We start from the raw sequence: 15539 nt of genomic DNA on the forward strand, positions 1-15539 counted from the left end.
TCAGTGTTCCTTTTTTTGTCATCCCAGTGCGTGACACTGGGATCCAGGTATAAAAATATTTGTAAATTGTGCAATGGACAACAGATTTTAGGAGCATACGTTAAACTAATTTCCATTATAAAAATAAGATGGATCCCAGTGTCACGCACTGGGATGACAAAGAGAGGGTTAGACAAAAGGGTCGATAAATGATTAAAATTACTTTTCCAGCTGAAAAAAGAATAGAAGAATATGACGATAAAGTCACTGGCTTTGATATATTACAACTGGATGCTTTGAAAGAAGCAGTTGCATTGAAAGTAAACGGTGAGTTGTATGATCTCTCACGTGAAATTGAATCTGATACAGAGATAGAGGTGATACAACTGAGTGACGAAGTGGGTTTGGACATAATAAGGCACGATGCTGCTCATATAATGGCGCAGGCAGTGAAAGAGCTATTTCCTAATACTCAGATTACTATTGGCCCAACAATTCAGGACGGTTTTTACTATGATTTTGCTACAGATCGTACCTTCACTACGGATGATCTTGCTGCAATAGAAAAGAAAATGAAAGAGATTGTAAAAAGTAATCACAGATTTGTTCGAGAGGTTTGGACTCGCAAGCAGGCAGTTGATTTCTTTAGTGGTATAGGCGAAAAATATAAGGTTGAAATTATATCCTCTATACCAGAGAGTGAAAACCTAACTGTTTATAGACAAGGCGATTTTGTTGACTTATGCCGCGGTCCACATTCTCCTTCAACTGGCAGAGTCAAAGCGTTTAAGCTTATGAAAGTTGCAGGAGCATACTGGCGTGGTGATTCTAAGGGTCCAATGTTACAGCGAATATATGGCACCGCATGGAGAAATAAGGATGAATTAAACGCTTACCTTGAGTGTCTCAAAGAAGCAGAAAAACGTGATCACCGCAAAATTGCTAAGGATATGGATTTATTTCACATCCAAGAGGAAGCTGTCGGGCAGGTTTTTTGGCATGAACAAGGATATACTCTATATAATGTTCTTGAGTCTTATATAAGAAAGAAATTGATAAATAATGGCTATTTTGAAGTAAAAACTCCTATTTTGGTAAGTAAAGAACTGTGGGAAAAGTCGGGACATTGGGATAAATTTCGTGAAAATATGTTCATTGTTGATGAATCTGAAAGCAAAAAGCTAGCAATAAAACCTATGAATTGTCCTTGTCATGTGCAGATTTTTAATTCTCACACGAGAAGCTATCGTGATCTACCAATACGTATGGCAGAGTTTGGTACATGCCATAGAAATGAAAGCTCAGGCTCATTGCACGGACTGATGCGAGTGCGTGGTTTTACGCAAGACGATGCACACATTTTTTGTATGGAAGAACAAGTAAATTCTGAAACTGTAAAGTTTTGTGACCTTTTAAAAGAAGTATATTCAGAGCTTGGATTCAATGAAATTTCTGTGAAATTTTCAGACCGTCCAGATATTAGAGCCGGTAATGATGAAGTGTGGGATAGAGCTGAAAAAGCGCTGCTTGAAGCCGTTAAAGAAGCGGGCTTGAGTTATGAACTGAGCCCTGGTGAAGGTGCATTTTATGGTCCAAAGTTAGAGTTCGTTTTGAAAGACGCAATAGGCAGAAATTGGCAATGTGGAACATTACAAGTTGATTTCATTTTACCAGAACGTCTGGGAGCTTTTTATATAGGGGCAGATGGGCACAAGCATCACCCTGTCATGTTACATAGGGCAATTCTTGGGACTTTTGAGCGTTTTATCGGAATTTTGATAGAAAATTATGCAGGAAAATTTCCAGTTTGGCTTGCTCCAACGCAACTTGCTATTCTGACCATTACAAATGAAGCTGACGGTTACGCCACAGAAATTAGCAATATTTTAAAAGAACAAGGTGTGAGAGTCAAGACTGATTTGACCAATGAAAAAATTAGTTATAAGATACGTTTGCATAGTTCAAACAAGGTTCCTATATTATGGATTATAGGCAAAAATGAAGTTACAAGTAAAACTGTGTCAGTGAGAAATTTAGGATCAGAAAGACAGGAGTCTTTTTCTTTGGAAAAGGCTACTGAATCGCTGTTAAAAAGTGTTAATTTGAATTAAGGGAGTTAAAGTTTGCAAATAAAAAAGAACAATAAAAATAGAATTAATGAACTCATCACAGCTAAGGAGGTACTCTTAGTTGATCACAGTGGTGAAATGGTCGGAATTGTGCCAATAGAACAAGCTTTGGCATCTGCTCAGAATGTCGGTTTAGACTTGGTGGAAATTGCACCTGATTCAACTCCTCCAGTATGTAAAGTTCTGGATTACAGCAGACAAAAATATGATGCAAAAAAGAAGGCAAGTGAAGCAAAAAAGAAACAAAAAGCATTAACTATAAAAGAAGTTAAACTGGGTCCCAATATTGGTGATCACGACTACGAAACAAAATTGCGTCAAACAATGGATTTTCTTGTGCATGGACATAAAATTAAAGTTACAATGAGATTTAGAGGGAGAGAGCTTATAAACACTGAAGTTGGACTGGAAAAATTAGAACGGCTAATTAGAGACACTGAAGATATTGCAAAGGTAGAATTAGCACCTAAAAGAGAAGGAAATCAATATTTTTTAACTTTGGTTGCTAAGTAGCAAAACGGCTTAAGAAGTATAAGTAGAGTTAAATTATCGCTCTCTCTTTGATAACATGGCGAAAATGTCTTATTAATCCTTGAATCGGCCAAGCTGCAGCATCACCAAGCGCGCAAATTGTATGTCCTTCTATTTGAGTTGTAAGGTCAAGCAGCTTATCTATTTCATCAGGCTTAATATCTCCTGCCACCATCCTCTTCATAATCCTCCACATCCATCCAGTACCTTCACGGCATGGTGTGCATTGTCCACAGGACTCATGCATGTAAAAGTGTGATAACCTCTCTATTGCAGCTATTATATCAGTTGATTTATCCATCACTATTACAGCAGCAGTACCAAGCCCTGATTGTGCGGTTCTTAATGAATCAAAATCCATTTCAATAGTATCGCATATAGATTTTGGAATTAATGGCACTGAAGACCCACCAGGTATTACAGCAAGTAAATTATCCCAACCCCCTCGCACTCCACCTGCGTATTTTTCAATCAATTCACGTAGTGGAATTCCGAGCTCTTCTTCAACATTACACGGGTTGTTTACATGTCCTGAAATACAAAAAATCTTAGTACCAGTATTATTTGGTTTACCAAGAGATGCAAACCATTCTCCTCCGCGATTTAGAATATCTGGAACCATGGCTATAGTTTCAACGTTGTTTATTGTGGTTGGACAGCCAAAAAGTCCAACACCTGCGGGAAATGGAGGTTTCATGCGAGGAAAGCCCTTTTTTCCTTCAATTGATTCGAGTTGAGCTGTTTCTTCCCCACATATGTAAGCTCCTGCACCCCTATGGATAAACACATCAAGATCATAACCTGATTTGCAGGCATTTTTTCCAATTAAGTTTTCTTTATAGGCTTCCTCAAGTGCTTTTTTTAGAACTAAATATTCATTATAAAATTCACCCCTGATATAAATATACGCAACTGATGCGCTGATCGCTTTGCCGGCTAGGAGAATTCCCTCAAGTAACTTATGTGGCTCATATCGCAATATATCTCTATCTTTACATGTACCAGGTTCTGACTCATCTGCATTGACTACTAAATATGCTTTTGGGAGATTTTTGGGCATAAAGCTCCACTTAAGGCCGGTGGAAAATCCTGCACCCCCTCGACCTCTCAAACCAGATTTCTTTACTTCATCAATGATCTTTTCTGATCCTAAATCTAGTAACTCCTTTGTTTTTTGCCAGCTACCACGTTTTTTTGCACCCTTAAGTAGTGGAGTTTCTTTACCATTTAGGTTGGTGAATATTTTGTCTTGTTCTTTTAGCATGTTTTTCAAAATTTGTGAGTGATCCCGACGCGATTCGAACGCGTGACCCACTGATTAAAAGTCAGTTGCTCTACCGGCTGAGCTACGGGATCATTTCATTTTTCAGCTATACTAAACATCAATACAGTTTTTATCCGTTTTAATCAAACTAAAATTTTCATGTGTGGTTAAATAAATTATATAATATACTGCGTTAGTGATAATTTAGTTAAAAAATCTATGGATAATTTAAAAAATTTTTAAAGGAAAACTTCTTGTTAATTTTCAGTTCACAGATTTATTTGGATGGTGTGAAGTATAACGCTAAGGAGATAAGAAAAATAGAAAACTGTATATACCCTGCAGAATTTGTGCACTATTATAATGCTTAGCAATAGCCTATAGCTAACACGTCACACTGCTGCAGATAGATTCCGCTAACACGCAGCGGAATGACGGTTTTTCAAATTGTCAGTAAATCTAAGTCAGTTTAGCTATAACAGATAAATATTTCTTGCATTTCAGCCTGAGTGATTTATGCTTTAAGCAAGAATTGGGGGCATAGCTCAGCTGGTAGAGCATCTGTTTTGCACGCAGAAGGTCAGCGGTTCGATCCCGCTTGCCTCCACCAATATAGGTTCTAGCATATCATAAAGTCAGCTTATTTTAGCCCATTAGTATTTTATACTAGTTCCCTAAAAAATCCCTCTTTCTGTAACTTTTCTTTATGCAAGTAATGTTTTTTATTATAATTCTAATATATACCAATTTAATAATAAATTAATCAATAAATGTTAGAATACTAACAGTTAATTTATTGGTAATGCCTATGAGTGGAAAAAAGCATGTTTTTAAGATGGTACCTGAAAAGTCTCTTGTGATAAGCGAAGGAATGACATGCTATCCAGGCAAAAATGTTTGTTTAGGAACCTCTTTTTCTGGCAGAGATAATGCTGATGTGAGTAGACCATACAAAATTGCTAAACTTGCTTTTATACCGCTGAATGATAAAAGTGAAGAGGTGCTAACACTAAACGTAAACTTCTGTCAATTTCATAACGGAATGTATACTTGTCTTAATGAATCGGGACAAAGTCTGAACGCTAATAACTGGTATAACCGAGATGCCACTAATAATTCTCTTATATACCTTAATGATCAGCTAGTAAACGTAGTAACTAGTGTAGGAGATAACAGTGAAAGATACAGTAGTGTGGATTTTCTTGCACAAGCTGTATCGTATCAATACGTAACGCGAGACGAAAGTGGTAAATACTATTTCTCAGATAAAAAAGGAAATATTATCGATTCACCTTACAATACAGCGCTGCAAAAAAACGTAGCACCTTGTAATGCAGGGGAAATAAAGGAAATAGTGAATAATATGTTACTTGATATACCTATTCAACTGCAAAAAATAATTTTTGAACTGAATTCAAATCAACTCCAGATTTTAGCACAGAATTTAACGAATGAGCAGCTGCAAAAAATAATTCCTGAACTAAATTCAAACCAGTTGCAGGTCTTAGCAGAGAACTTAATGGATGAACAACTCCAAGCTTTAGTGGATCATCTAACCAATCACCAGCTAAAAACCCTTGCTCAGGAACTAAATCCAGAAAAGTTACAAATAATTGTTCCTCTTTTAGATAAAAATCAGCTTACAAACCTAGTGAAAGACTTAAATCTAGACCAAGTAAAAGAAATTTTCCCTCACCTTAAAATGAATCAGTTTCTGGAGGCTATCAAGACAATAAGCAATGATCAGTTTGTAGAACTAATAAAAGATGCAGATGAGAAAAGTATAAACACTATTTTGGACGAAACGTTGAAAAATCGACTTCCAGCCCTAGTACACAATTTAGAAGGAGATAGATTACATGATTTAATTAATAAGCTAGACCACAAGAAACTTGCAATAGTAGCTCGAGATTTAACTGATCCTAATAAGATTCAGATTATCATTAAGTCTTTAGTTGATAACCCAGACAAACTTCAAGCTTTTGCTCGCAATATGTCTAATGAGCAGTTTAAAGAACTTTTGGATAACATAGGCGCAGAAGAGCTTAAAGACATCATTCACAAACTGCCTTATGAGAAAGTGACAGCTGTGATTGGTGATCTCAGCAATCAAGATCAGTCTAAAGCTATTATTGATGCATTAAAAGAGAAGTTTGATGAACAAAACAAGAAACAAGAGGAAATGAAAGAAAAACTTGAAGAACTTAAGGAATTGCTGGAAGGTGATGATATAGTTAACCCCAATCAATTTAGCTATCAACATTCTTCTGTAGTAAATGAAGAGTATTACCTTAACAGTAATGATGCTTATACTGTTCAGGATTACTCCATATCTGTTTAGCAGATTACAGAAGATAATGAATAACATTATTTTTAATATTATTATTTAAGGAGTTAATAAACATGAATAATTCAACAGAAGATAAAAAATTTAATGTGGAGTTAATTGAGGCACCATTAAAAGAGATAACAGGAACTAAAGGGATGGTAAAAGCTGACACATTTGTAGAATCAGTCAATCCCATAATAAAACATATCAATAATGTAGTAAGCCAAACCACACAGCACTTATCTACAATAAAGAAGGAAATTGGTGATAAAGATTCAGGTTTAATTGGGAAAATCGATAAATTGAGAGATGAAGTAGATTCATTCACGGATTCTGACATAACAAATCCCAACACCTTTTTTTCTCCAGAGTTAAATCCACTAGGATAGAAAATAGCTAATAATTAGCAAAAATAAGAAAAAGTAATAGCCCAGTGGGCTATTACTTTTTTCACATACCATTTCAAGGTAACTAGTTAGTTTTAAATTCTAATTTTTTATAGGAGTTAATATGAGTAATTACAGTGTAAAAGAAAGCGAAAGCAACTTTGGAGTAACAAGCAGAATGAGCGGTACCAATCGTAGAATAATAAATGACATAGAGGTCAAAATTAAGCCTAAATCTTTTGAAGGCAATAAAGAAAAGAATGCGTCGGTCGATTACGTCCACAAAATTCTAGATAAACTAGTCAAAGATTTAAATGACACATTTGTTCCTAAATTGAATGACGTGTTGAAAGGTCATCAAGATTATATGGATGAATTGTATGATAATTCAAATAGGGTTGAAGAGCTAGTTATGGATAATAAGAAGGATCTTAAATTTTTGAAAGAAAACTTTGACAACCTAAATGAAGAGGTTGGAAAATTAAAAACAGGAACAACTGGTGGTGATAACATAGATGAATGGGAAGCGCCAACTCACTCTGATATATTATAGTAGTTAGGAAAGTAACAGCTTGCTAGCAGGCTGTTACTCTCTCTACATATCGTTTCAATACAGCTGAATTAGGGAATCTATTTTAAAACTTTCGGCATATAGTTCTCATCATGTTTTGCAAACACTGTATCTGCAAGAAAAGTACTATTATCAAACATTTTACCTTGCACAACAACACCACTTTTTTCTGAAAACATTGGTGGAAGTATTCCCTGATATTTCACCATAACGCTCTTATTAAAATCTGTTATTTGAAAAATCACTTCGCTTTCGCTCCGTATCACACTATTTTCAACAACCATTCCACCAACACGGATTGGCTTTTGATTATTTGGTAAAACTATTGCCTCACTTACTGTATAGAAAAATGAGATATTTTCTTTGAGCGTTGTTAAAATAAAAAAAACTGCACAACTTAAAAAGCAGAAAATTCCTGAAGTTATAAGTAATCGCTTATGTTTCTTCTTCATTATTACTTTTAAGGCTTTCTAAGATTTTTTTACTTTTAATATAGCAAGAAATGGTAAAAATTAGCTCTCCAGCAATCAGCGTGAAACTAATAAGGTAAGCAAAAATTACATATGTATTCATAATGCATTATCAATAAATAACTCACCTGCATCAAAATAAATTAAGCTTCCATCCTTTTGCTGCAACACCAATTTACCACTTTTATCTATATCAGCAAAAATTCCTTCATACAATTTGTCAGCTAACTTTACACTGATTTGCTCATTCATTTTGAATGCTTTTTTTAACCACATTTCTCTTATAGCATAAAACCCATCAAATAGCCATTGCTTTCTTAGCTTATTAAAATTTATTATTAATTCCTTTAACAGATCCATGTTAGACACAGATTCACCGTAATTGCTAATGCACGTTGTTCCTGGAAGTGGTGCATGATTGACATTAATTCCAATTCCTATAATGAGCCAATTCGAATTGGATCTTTTTTCAAGCAATATTCCACTTATTTTCTTGCCATCGATTAGAATGTCATTTGGCCATTTATGTTGAACGTTACTGTCACTTATAAATGATAGTAACGTGTTGCCAACAGCAAGAGCAGTAACAAAAGTCAATTCTGTCAATTTGCTGACATCCGTTTCTTGGTTAATTATCAAACTCGCATAGAGATTACCCTCTGGAGAAATCCAGCTTTTTCCAGTGCGTCCCCTACCTTCTGTTTGTTTATCAGCAATAATGACAGTTTCATTTGATATTCCTTTATCAATTAAATCTAACGCTTCTTCGTTAGTGCTTGAAACTTCTTTGTAATGATGAATATGAAAGCCCTTAGGGATCACCTTGTCAGCCCTTTAGTTCAATGAGTGAGTAAAACGTATAAGAAAAGAACGAGGTTGATAAGTGAAGCCACTGAAGTGATAATGAATAGACCCTTAGAATAAGCAACCTTATTACCACTAGCTTTATCAAAATACATAACTTTCATGATATTTAAATAATAGTAGCATGATATCACACTCGCTATTACAAGGATCAAAGACAGGCTGATAAAGCCAGAATTTATTAAACTTTTGAATATAAAAAATTTAGCGATAAAACCTGCAAGTGGAGGTATTCCCGACATCGAGAGTAACAGTACAGAAAGATGAAATGCTACAATTGGGTGTTTCTTCCCTATACCAGATAAATTTGCAATATCACAATCGTCATCGTCAATTTGTACGAGATATGAGAATAGTCCTATGCTTGTGATGATATATATCACCAAATACATTAAGGCACTATCTGTTCCTGCTTGTGTAAAAATAGAAAGTGAAGCAAATATAAAACCAATGTGACCAATTGAACTGTAAGCAAGCAGCCTTTTTAAGTTTTGCTGACGCAAGGCCCCAAAAGCTGAGATAAGCACAGACAATGCTGAAACGTATAAGAAAATAGGCTGAACATAACTTTTTACATTTACTAACTCTTCATTCATCAATCGAATTAAAAATGTTACAAGTGCAGCTTTTGGGGCCGTAGAAAAAAACGCAGTTACTATGGTAGGTGCACCTTGATAGACATCTGGAGCCCACATATGAAAAGGAGCAATAGCAAGCTTGAAACACAAACCAATAAGGATAAAAACTAACCCAAAAACTATTCCATAAGTTATCTGATGGTTTTGCAAGAATGAACAGAGCTCAGAGAAATTGACTTGTCCTGTATATCCATAAAGCAGCGACATTCCATATAGCATAATGCAGGAAGATAGTGCACTAAGTGTAAAATATTTCACTCCTGCTTCACATGAATAAGCTGAATCTTTATTAAAGCTCGCAAGAACATATAAAGATATACTCATCAACTCAAAAGCTAAGTAAAAAGAAATCAGACTATTTGCTGAAACCAAAGTTATCATGCCAAATAGCGCAAAAAGAATCAGTATTGAAAATTCATATTTATAGTCATATTTTGATAAATTCAGCATCAAAAGTATTAAAATTCCTGTGCTGAGAATTAACCCTTGGGCTGACCTGATGTATAAATTGAGTTTTAACAACGAATTAAAGAGAAAAATTTCATTGTTTTCTGCCGAAATAATTAAAATAATCAAAGTTACCAATGTGCAGCCAAGTGCTAATAAGTTGATAGTTCGGCGGTTAAATATAATTCCAAGCAGTAGCAACACTAACGAGGAGATAATAGAGAACGTTTCCGGCAATATCTGTATATAATTCATAGCGCATTATATTTGACTAACAAATTTGCCATACATGGCTTCAAATAATTCAGTGCAAGGGTTGGGTAGAATCCAAGCAAAATAACAAACACTGCAAGCAGAATTAAGACAGAAAATTCTATGCTATCCAAGCGATTATTTAATAATTTAGAATAGCTAACCCCCCATATTATTTGCTTACATAAATTCAGCATATAAACTGCGCTTAAAATAGTGCCAAGTGCGATAAATCCTGTAAAAAAACCTATGCTCTTAAACATTCCAACCATAGCCAAAAACTCACCTATGAACCCAGATGTTCCAGGTAGCCCTATTGAAGCCATTGAAAACAAAATGAACATAAAACCAAATTTTGGCATTGTATTTACTATGCCAAAGTACTTTGCAATCTCCAAAGTTCCAGTTCGAGTATATAGCATTCCAACACACAAAAATAAAGCAGCAGAAATAAGGCCATGACTAATCATTTGAAATATGCTACCCAGTACTCCTTCCTCACAAAATGAAAAGAGGCCAGCGGTAACGATTCCCATATGTGCTATTGAAGAATAAGCTATTAACTTCTTTATATCATCTTGAGCAAACGCAACTAGAGAAGCATATATCACCGCAATAATGCTCAGCACAACAACGAAATTTGAAAAATACAAACTTGCCTGAGGAAGCATTGGAATAGAAAACCTTAAAAATCCATATCCCCCCATTTTAATAAGCAAGCCAGCTAAAATCACAGACCCAGAAGTTGGTGATTGCACATGCGCATCAGGAAGCCAAGTGTGAAATGGAAACATAGGTACTTTTATTGCAAAAGAAATAAAAAATGCAATCCACAGCAATGACTGCACTTCAAGATCAAGGCTTGGCACTAATGTAGCTAATTTTTGTATACTAAACGTTCCAAAAACACTATAGATGTATACCAACCCAAGTAGAAATAATAATGAGCCAGTTAATGTATAAAGAAATAACTTAAACGTCGCATATATCCTTTGCTTCCCTCCCCAAATGCCAATAATAAAGAACATTGGTATTAAGACAGCTTCAAAAAACACATAAAAGCTTATAGCATTCAGTGAAACGAAAAAACCGACTACAAAACTCTCAAGCAGTAGAAATAATGCCATATAGGCTTTTAGGGTCGTATAACTCATTTTGCAATTATAGAGCATACAAATAACAAACAAGAAGGTCGTAAGTAGAAGGAAAAGCAACGATATTCCATCCACCCCTATTCCAATATCTCTTACTGGATAGCTGACAAACTGAAAGTCCGCATTGTTATAATCAAATTCTATACAAGCTACAATGCTAAGCAAAAATGGAAGTACAGCAAAAAATAGGGCAAGGAATCTTAAGTGTATAGATTGATGATTAATCCTGATCGAGGATAAAATCAACGCTCCTATCAGTGGAAGCAAGAATATACTAAGTAACAACACCTTCTATTTAATTCCAATAATATATAAAGCACCGATTATTAAAGTAACAAACATAATAAATGCATAATCAAATATATAACCAGTTTGTAACTTTATAGAACTTTTTGAACATTCGTTAACCAACCTTACAACACCATTTGGTCCAAATGAATCAATAGCCTTAACATCAAACTTCCATAGAAGCCTAGATATAAACCTTATCGGTGCAATTATAACAAACTCATACACCTCATCAAAGTACCATTTATTCTGCAAAAACTTAAGTAAAAATTTACTCTTAATTTGCCTAATTACTTGATATTGGTAAATCAGGTACGCAAGAGCTATTCCACTTAGGCTTGCCAAGGTTGGTAGTAGTTTTATAAAGAAATTATGAACTCCATGCTCATCAATCACCATTAAACTTGATTTCCAAAACGCATTACTAGTTATGTTCAAAATATTTGCTCCCCACACTCCAGAAAATACCGATCCAAAAGCAAGTATCAGTAATGGTATAAGCATAATCTTCGGTGCTTCATGTATATTAATTTTACTTTGTTTTTGGCTATGGAACACAAGAAGCAATAACCTCCAAGAGTAAAACGCTGTGAAGAATGGAACAACTAAGCTTATTACAAAAGCAAAGCTATCCGTGCTATAAGCATGTTCAATTATCAAATCCTTTGAGTAAAAACCTGCAAATGGAAATATTCCAGAAAGCGCAAGAGACCCAATCCACATGAGAGTGTAAGTGCAAGGGATTTTCTTCCAGCAATTTCCCATTTTCTGAATGTTTTGCTCATGATGCATTGCATGAATTACATTGCCAGCACCAAGAAATAGTAGAGCTTTAAAAAAAGCGTGTGTCATTAAATGAAAAATAGCAACATTGTAAGCAGAAAGCCCACATGCCATGAACATATAACCAAGTTGGCTGCAGGTTGAATAAGCAATTATTTTTTTTATATCGTTCTGAGTAATCGCAACCGTAGCTGCAAAAAAAGCAGTAAGTGCCCCAACAATAACTATTAATTCTCGTGCCACATTTGATAGCTCAAACAATGGAGAACATTTTGCTACTAAAAATATACCTGCTGTTACCATCGTTGCTGCGTGAATGAGTGCAGAAACAGGGGTTGGCCCTTCCATTGCATCTGGCAACCAAACATGTAAACCAAGCTGTGCAGATTTACCCATACAGCCAATAAAAAGTAATATGCATATTATATGAATTATTTTAAATTCACAGCAGAATGCCCTAATGTTCTGTGCGCCAAGAAGATCAGCTGTGTCAAAAACTTCAGTAAATTTCAAAGAGTGAAATGTATAATAAATAAGAAAGATTCCAATTAATAGTGCAAAGTCTCCTACCCTATTTACAACAAATGCTTTAATTGCTGCATTATTTGCAGAATATTTTTGGAACCAAAATCCTATGAGTAAATAAGAACATAGGCCAACCCCTTCCCAGCCAAAAAAAAGCTGCACGAAATTATCGCTTACAACCAGCACAATCATGCAAAACGTAAATAGCGATAGGTAAGAAAAAAACCTCGACTTCCCTTTATCATGCTCCATATAACCGATAGAATAGAGGTGGACTACTAGTGAAACGGTGGTAATAACAATAAGCATTAAGGATGAGAGAGCATCCACACTAATTGCCCAATTTACTTTTAATACACTTAATGAAAACAAAGGAAATAAAACTAAATGATAGTTTTCAGAGAAGGTGAGAAAAACATACCAAGATAAAACTGCAGATATTCCAATCCCTGCCGTTGTAACTAACTGACTTTTTCTAAAAAGTGCTGCAAATAGCGAACCAAAGAGTGGCAAAAATACTATTAATTTCAGTATATCCATCATACTTTCATTCTTTCATTAAGTTCGCTTGTTCAACATCTATATTGCCACGACTTCTATAATATACAACCAATATTGCAAGCCCAACTCCTGACTCTGCTGCCGCAACAGTCAACACAAACATCACAAAAATTTGCCCAACTATATCATTCATAAAGGCAGAAAAAGCAACTAAATTGATGTTAATCGCCAGCAATAATATTTCTATTGATAACAGTATATTGATTATGCTCTTACGGTTAATGAAAATACCGCACACCCCAATAGTGAACAAAATAGCAGCAACTATCAAAAAATGATTTAATCCTATTTCCATTCTACTCCTTTTCCAAATTTAGCCTTAACCAATTTTACAGATGAAGATTGTGTCAATTGCTTTAATACATTCTGTTTTTTAACTCCTTTTTTCTTGTCCTGCAAAGTAAGAGCAATTGCACCGACAATTGCAACAAGCAGCAGAATACCAGAAAGATGAAAAGCGTACATGTAGTCAGTGTAGAGCAAATTACCGATAGCTTTCACGTTATTGGCATTATAGTTTATAACATTACTTATATTCAGCGTTGAGCTGCGGATTACAAAACTGATAATCAGAAAAAACACAACACATAATATAGCACCAGGAGTGAAATGCTTCGCAAAACCCTGGCGCAACCTTATGTAGTCAATATCGAGCATCATAACTACAAAAAGGAATAACACTGCAACCGCACCGATATATACTATCAGCACCATCATAGCAATGAATTCAGCTCCAAGGAGAATAAAAAGAACTGCAGAATTAACGAAGGTGAAAATTAAAAATAATACTGCATGCACAGGATTTCTTACACTAATTACACAAACAGCAGATAAAATGCTAAGAATTGCGAAAAAATAAAAGAAAAAAGGCATCGATACTTTAACTGCAACAACAATTACTAATTTAAAGTGACTATCGTTGTAAAGTCAATACTAAATGCCTACCTTATGGATTAAACACTCAGGGATAAGGACATTCTTAATTGCAGTACACATACTCATATCAGGATCATTTTGCTTCTCTTCACTGACCTTTTCACAAAATTTTCCAATACCATAACCCACCAGTGCACCAACAACAGTGGCTGCAATAAATACTGCAACAGCAACAACAGGAGTTAAAGCAGCAGCTCCTGCAAGATATGCTATGCTCAAACCTAAAAATAAGCCAATTGCTGTACTGTAGCCAGCATAATATTTGCTATTGTTTTCAGGACTGAATGGTAGATTTTGATTATGGTAATGTACAACAACAGTACAATTTGTAAGCTTAGCTTCTAGCTCTTTTCTAACTTCATCACCAACACCTTCGGTTAAGATAAGATGTTGAAGCTTTGTAAAGTTACCATTAGCTAAAGCTTTTGCACCTTCATTACGAATGTAGTTGTCTTTTAAACTAAGGTATTCAAGCTTTGTAAGATTGTTATTAGCTAAAGCTTTTGCACCTTCATCACCAATATTGTTGTTTTCTAAGTTAAGCTGCTCGAGATTTTCAAACTTACCATTGGCTAAAACTTTTGCGCCCTTTTTACCAATCTTATTCCGGGTTAAATTAAGTTGAACAAGATTGATAAGATTACCTTCAGCCAACCCTTTTGCACCTTCAGAAGCACCAATATTATTTTGCGTTAAATCAAGATATTTAAGATTTTCAAGCTTACCATTAGCTAAAGCTTTTGCACCTTTACCACCAATTTTGTTACATGATAATTTAAGCCATTCAAGACTTGTAAGATTACCGTTAGCTAGAGCTTTTGCACCTTCATCACCAATATTGTTGTTTTTTAAATTAAGCTGCTTGAGATTTTCAAGCTTACCATTGGCTAAAGCTTTTGCACCTTCATCACCAATATTGTTGTTTTCTAAGTTAAGCTGCTTGAGATTTTTAAGCTTGCCATTGGCTAAAGCTTTTGCACCTTCAACACTAATATTGTTACTCAATAAGTTAAGTCTAGTCAGACTGGTAAGACTAGCTAAAGCTTTTGCACCTTTATCACTAATGTTGTTCATGGATAAATCAAGTGAAGTAAGATGTGTAAGCTTAGCTAACTCTTTTGCATCTTCATCATCAATTTTACACCATTCTAGACCAAGTTCTGTAATGTGTGTTTCATTTTGTAAAAACCTTACTAGCTCTTTAACCACTATATCTACAGCAACACATCCATGTATAAAAAGTGCATTGCCTTTAATATATTTGTCAAAATCCATTTTTCCTCCTCACAAGAATTATCATATAAACATTTTAGCCTGTATCTCAGTGATTGTCAATTATTGACTTGTATCCTTATAATGTAAGGTATTGGAACTGAAATAGATTGTCCCGGCAGGTTATACTAGAATTAGTACAATAAATTGGTATGGTGGG

Annotated in this window: 16 protein-coding genes and 2 tRNA genes; 7 read left to right on the forward strand and 11 right to left on the reverse strand. The window is 34.9% G+C overall.

All coding sequences use genetic code 11. The features are described 5' to 3' along the window. The first annotated feature begins 3 nt into the window (after positions 1 to 3). From ACFZP3_RS07040 to infC, 3 genes are read left to right on the forward strand one after another with little or no spacing between them, the layout of a single operon-like run. Complete coding sequence (locus ACFZP3_RS07040; RefSeq protein WP_187297136.1) at positions 4 to 192, forward strand: hypothetical protein; 189 nt, start codon at positions 4 to 6, stop codon at positions 190 to 192. Beyond that, a complete protein-coding gene (gene thrS, locus ACFZP3_RS07045) occupies positions 189 to 2090 on the forward strand; it encodes a threonine--tRNA ligase (protein WP_253309443.1) in 1902 nt (633 codons plus the stop codon). Before ACFZP3_RS07040 ends, thrS begins: the two co-directional genes overlap by 4 nt. A 12-nt stretch (positions 2091 to 2102) precedes the next feature. Beyond that, complete coding sequence (gene infC, locus ACFZP3_RS07050; RefSeq protein WP_386086972.1) at positions 2103 to 2621, forward strand: translation initiation factor IF-3; 519 nt, start codon at positions 2103 to 2105, stop codon at positions 2619 to 2621. A gap of 28 nt (positions 2622 to 2649) precedes the next feature. Here infC and nuoF read toward each other — a convergent pair whose 3' ends face one another. After that, positions 2650 to 3903 carry an NADH-quinone oxidoreductase subunit NuoF gene (gene nuoF, locus ACFZP3_RS07055; protein WP_253309962.1) on the reverse strand — a complete coding sequence of 418 codons (1254 nt, stop codon included), beginning with the start codon at positions 3901 to 3903 and terminating at the stop codon, positions 2650 to 2652. 19 nt (positions 3904 to 3922) lie between these two features. After that, a tRNA-Lys gene (locus ACFZP3_RS07060) sits at positions 3923 to 3995 on the reverse strand. A gap of 442 nt (positions 3996 to 4437) precedes the next feature. On the opposite strand from ACFZP3_RS07060, the gene ACFZP3_RS07065 reads away from it, so the two are divergent. The 4 genes from ACFZP3_RS07065 (at position 4438) to ACFZP3_RS07080 (ending at position 7171) form a co-directional block, all read left to right on the forward strand. Then, a tRNA-Ala gene (locus ACFZP3_RS07065) sits at positions 4438 to 4513 on the forward strand. 192 nt (positions 4514 to 4705) lie between these two features. Next, complete coding sequence (locus ACFZP3_RS07070) at positions 4706 to 6244, forward strand: MgtE intracellular N domain protein (RefSeq protein WP_386086971.1); 1539 nt, start codon at positions 4706 to 4708, stop codon at positions 6242 to 6244. Positions 6245 to 6306: 62 nt separating this feature from the next. Further along, positions 6307 to 6621, forward strand: coding sequence for a hypothetical protein (locus tag ACFZP3_RS07075; RefSeq protein WP_253309440.1), 315 nt, complete (start codon positions 6307 to 6309; stop codon positions 6619 to 6621). 121 nt (positions 6622 to 6742) lie between these two features. Next, on the forward strand, positions 6743 to 7171 hold the full coding sequence (locus ACFZP3_RS07080; RefSeq protein ID WP_253309439.1) for a hypothetical protein: 429 nt from the start codon (positions 6743 to 6745) through the stop codon (positions 7169 to 7171). Between the two features lie 77 nt (positions 7172 to 7248). On the opposite strand, the gene ccmE is transcribed toward ACFZP3_RS07080, so the two are convergent. Genes ccmE through ACFZP3_RS07125 form a run of 9 tightly spaced genes read right to left on the reverse strand, consistent with a single transcriptional unit; the run spans position 7249 to position 15382 of the window. Then, a complete protein-coding gene (gene ccmE / locus ACFZP3_RS07085; protein WP_386086970.1) occupies positions 7249 to 7641 on the reverse strand; it encodes a cytochrome c maturation protein CcmE in 393 nt (130 codons plus the stop codon). After that, positions 7625 to 7762: a hypothetical protein gene (locus tag ACFZP3_RS07090; RefSeq protein WP_253309437.1), complete on the reverse strand. Its 138-nt coding sequence runs from the start codon at positions 7760 to 7762 to the stop codon at positions 7625 to 7627. Before ACFZP3_RS07090 ends, ccmE begins: the two co-directional genes overlap by 17 nt. Further along, positions 7759 to 8481 carry a biotin--[acetyl-CoA-carboxylase] ligase gene (locus tag ACFZP3_RS07095; protein WP_253309436.1) on the reverse strand — a complete coding sequence of 241 codons (723 nt, stop codon included), beginning with the start codon at positions 8479 to 8481 and terminating at the stop codon, positions 7759 to 7761. The genes ACFZP3_RS07090 and ACFZP3_RS07095 overlap by 4 nt, the downstream gene beginning before the upstream one ends. A 17-nt stretch (positions 8482 to 8498) precedes the next feature. Next, positions 8499 to 9863 (reverse strand): NADH-quinone oxidoreductase subunit N, encoded by a 1365-nt coding sequence (locus tag ACFZP3_RS07100; protein ID WP_386086969.1) that lies wholly within the window; start codon positions 9861 to 9863, stop codon positions 8499 to 8501. Then, complete coding sequence (locus ACFZP3_RS07105; RefSeq protein WP_253309434.1) at positions 9860 to 11302, reverse strand: NuoM family protein; 1443 nt, start codon at positions 11300 to 11302, stop codon at positions 9860 to 9862. The genes ACFZP3_RS07100 and ACFZP3_RS07105 overlap by 4 nt, the downstream gene beginning before the upstream one ends. Positions 11303 to 11305: 3 nt before the next feature. Next, positions 11306 to 13153 (reverse strand): NADH-quinone oxidoreductase subunit L, encoded by a 1848-nt coding sequence (gene nuoL / locus ACFZP3_RS07110; protein ID WP_386086968.1) that lies wholly within the window; start codon positions 13151 to 13153, stop codon positions 11306 to 11308. 4 nt (positions 13154 to 13157) lie between these two features. Continuing rightward, complete coding sequence (gene nuoK, locus ACFZP3_RS07115; RefSeq protein WP_019236815.1) at positions 13158 to 13466, reverse strand: NADH-quinone oxidoreductase subunit NuoK; 309 nt, start codon at positions 13464 to 13466, stop codon at positions 13158 to 13160. After that, positions 13457 to 14044 carry an NADH-quinone oxidoreductase subunit J gene (locus ACFZP3_RS07120; protein WP_253309432.1) on the reverse strand — a complete coding sequence of 196 codons (588 nt, stop codon included), beginning with the start codon at positions 14042 to 14044 and terminating at the stop codon, positions 13457 to 13459. Before ACFZP3_RS07120 ends, nuoK begins: the two co-directional genes overlap by 10 nt. A 60-nt stretch (positions 14045 to 14104) precedes the next feature. Further along, on the reverse strand, positions 14105 to 15382 hold the full coding sequence (locus ACFZP3_RS07125) for a hypothetical protein (RefSeq protein WP_265016509.1): 1278 nt from the start codon (positions 15380 to 15382) through the stop codon (positions 14105 to 14107). Positions 15383 to 15539: the final 157 nt, after the last annotated feature.

The organism is Wolbachia endosymbiont (group A) of Norellia spinipes (assembly GCF_964273535.1).

Coding starts and splice junctions, on each gene's coding strand:
- thrS (WP_253309443.1), top strand. CDS start 189: ATGATTAAAATTACTTTTCCAGCTGAAAAAAGAATAGAAGAATATGAC.
- nuoF (WP_253309962.1), bottom strand. CDS start 3,903: ATGCTAAAAGAACAAGACAAAATATTCACCAACCTAAATGGTAAAGAA.
- ACFZP3_RS07070 (WP_386086971.1), top strand. CDS start 4,706: ATGCCTATGAGTGGAAAAAAGCATGTTTTTAAGATGGTACCTGAAAAG.
- ACFZP3_RS07075 (WP_253309440.1), top strand. CDS start 6,307: ATGAATAATTCAACAGAAGATAAAAAATTTAATGTGGAGTTAATTGAG.
- ACFZP3_RS07080 (WP_253309439.1), top strand. CDS start 6,743: ATGAGTAATTACAGTGTAAAAGAAAGCGAAAGCAACTTTGGAGTAACA.
- ccmE (WP_386086970.1), bottom strand. CDS start 7,641: ATGAAGAAGAAACATAAGCGATTACTTATAACTTCAGGAATTTTCTGC.
- ACFZP3_RS07090 (WP_253309437.1), bottom strand. CDS start 7,762: ATGAATACATATGTAATTTTTGCTTACCTTATTAGTTTCACGCTGATT.
- ACFZP3_RS07100 (WP_386086969.1), bottom strand. CDS start 9,863: ATGAATTATATACAGATATTGCCGGAAACGTTCTCTATTATCTCCTCG.
- nuoL (WP_386086968.1), bottom strand. CDS start 13,153: ATGATGGATATACTGAAATTAATAGTATTTTTGCCACTCTTTGGTTCG.
- nuoK (WP_019236815.1), bottom strand. CDS start 13,466: ATGGAAATAGGATTAAATCATTTTTTGATAGTTGCTGCTATTTTGTTC.
- ACFZP3_RS07120 (WP_253309432.1), bottom strand. CDS start 14,044: ATGCCTTTTTTCTTTTATTTTTTCGCAATTCTTAGCATTTTATCTGCT.
- ACFZP3_RS07125 (WP_265016509.1), bottom strand. CDS start 15,382: ATGGATTTTGACAAATATATTAAAGGCAATGCACTTTTTATACATGGA.